2 protein-coding genes are annotated in these 1,104 nt (G+C 70.7%); one reads left to right on the forward strand and one right to left on the reverse strand.

Annotated features, from left to right (window positions below; all coding sequences use genetic code 11):
* Positions 1-34: 34 nt before the first annotated feature.
* Positions 35-403 carry a hypothetical protein gene (locus tag GJ693_RS16115; protein WP_156257235.1) on the reverse strand — a complete coding sequence of 123 codons (369 nt, stop codon included), beginning with the start codon at positions 401-403 and terminating at the stop codon, positions 35-37.
* Positions 404-891: 488 nt separating this feature from the next.
* Here GJ693_RS16115 and GJ693_RS16120 point away from each other — a divergent pair.
* The coding region (locus tag GJ693_RS16120) for a hypothetical protein (protein ID WP_156257236.1) at positions 892-1,104 on the forward strand (213 nt) is incomplete at its 3' end.

The raw sequence follows: 1,104 nt of genomic DNA on the forward strand, positions 1-1,104 counted from the left end.
GCGCCCGCGGCGGCGATGGCCTGATGACGGGCCATCAGCCCGCCGCCCCCGCCGAGTGCGACAGGCGCGCCGCCAGCCGGCCCAGCACGCCGCGATCCAGCCTGATGTCGCTGCCGCCCAGCTGCAGCAGGCGGCCGGTATCGGTGCTGCCGTCGCCGGCCGCCGGCAGCGCCAGCACGGCCAGTTGATCGACATCGAGCATGGCCAGCAACGGCTCGCCGGGTTCGGGGCGGGTCACCACCACCAGGTCGGCCGCGGCCGCGCGGGCGGCAGCGATCGGGTCCTCGCCTTCGCCGCTGCGCCCCACCACTTCCGCCGCCGCGGGCCCGCCGAGCAGCGCCACCACCATGTCGGCGAGCAGCGGCGGCAGATTGCCCAACTGGATGCGGATGACCGCCAACATGTCTCTCCCGGCTGTGGCTGCAGCTGGGCGCAAGGCTGGGCCAGGCCGGGCCGGCACGCCATCGGCCTGTTGGCAGGGAGACCGTTTGGCAGCCATGCAGCGCCTGCGAGTCGCCGGGCAGAAGCGGCATGGCTGCGGGCGACAACAGCGAAGATGCGGGCAGAACAGGCCCAGTCATGGACCATTTGGCCCATGCCGGCCTCCACCATCGCGGCAAGTGCACGGCCCATCCTTCGGAATGGCGGGCGATGAATTGCGTCACCAACGAAAGTGCGATAGTTTTGTTCATCCAGAAAAACCATGGCCAGGCCGCCCATTGGCTGCCCGGACCATCGCGGGTTGCGCAGTCGAAAATTGTCGGGTCAGTCAGGCCAGGCAATGGGTGGGTGGAAATTGCCAACGTTGCACCAGGCGGGTGTGGCGCGTGCCATCGGCAGGGCCGGTGGCCCGGTTTGGGGACCGGCAGCGCGCATCGGCCATGGCTCAGCATGCGAGGGTACGTCGGCGTCGAACGGAAGGGTGGCATCATGCTGCACGATCCCGGCGCGGTGGCGTCTGTTGTTGATGAACGGGGGGCGCGCACCGCGCCGGCCCTGCCGATCACGCTCATCGTGATCAGCGATGTGCTGCTGCACCGTGAAGGCGTGGCGGCGGCGCTGGCCGCCGAGCCGCCGCTGCGCGTGCTGGCCACCGGCGCCAGC

This window comes from Sandarakinorhabdus oryzae, assembly GCF_009733735.1.
Taxonomy (GTDB): Bacteria; Pseudomonadota; Alphaproteobacteria; order Sphingomonadales; family Sphingomonadaceae; genus Sandarakinorhabdus; species Sandarakinorhabdus oryzae.

Coding starts and splice junctions, on each gene's coding strand:
- GJ693_RS16115 (WP_156257235.1), bottom strand. CDS start 403: ATGTTGGCGGTCATCCGCATCCAGTTGGGCAATCTGCCGCCGCTGCTC.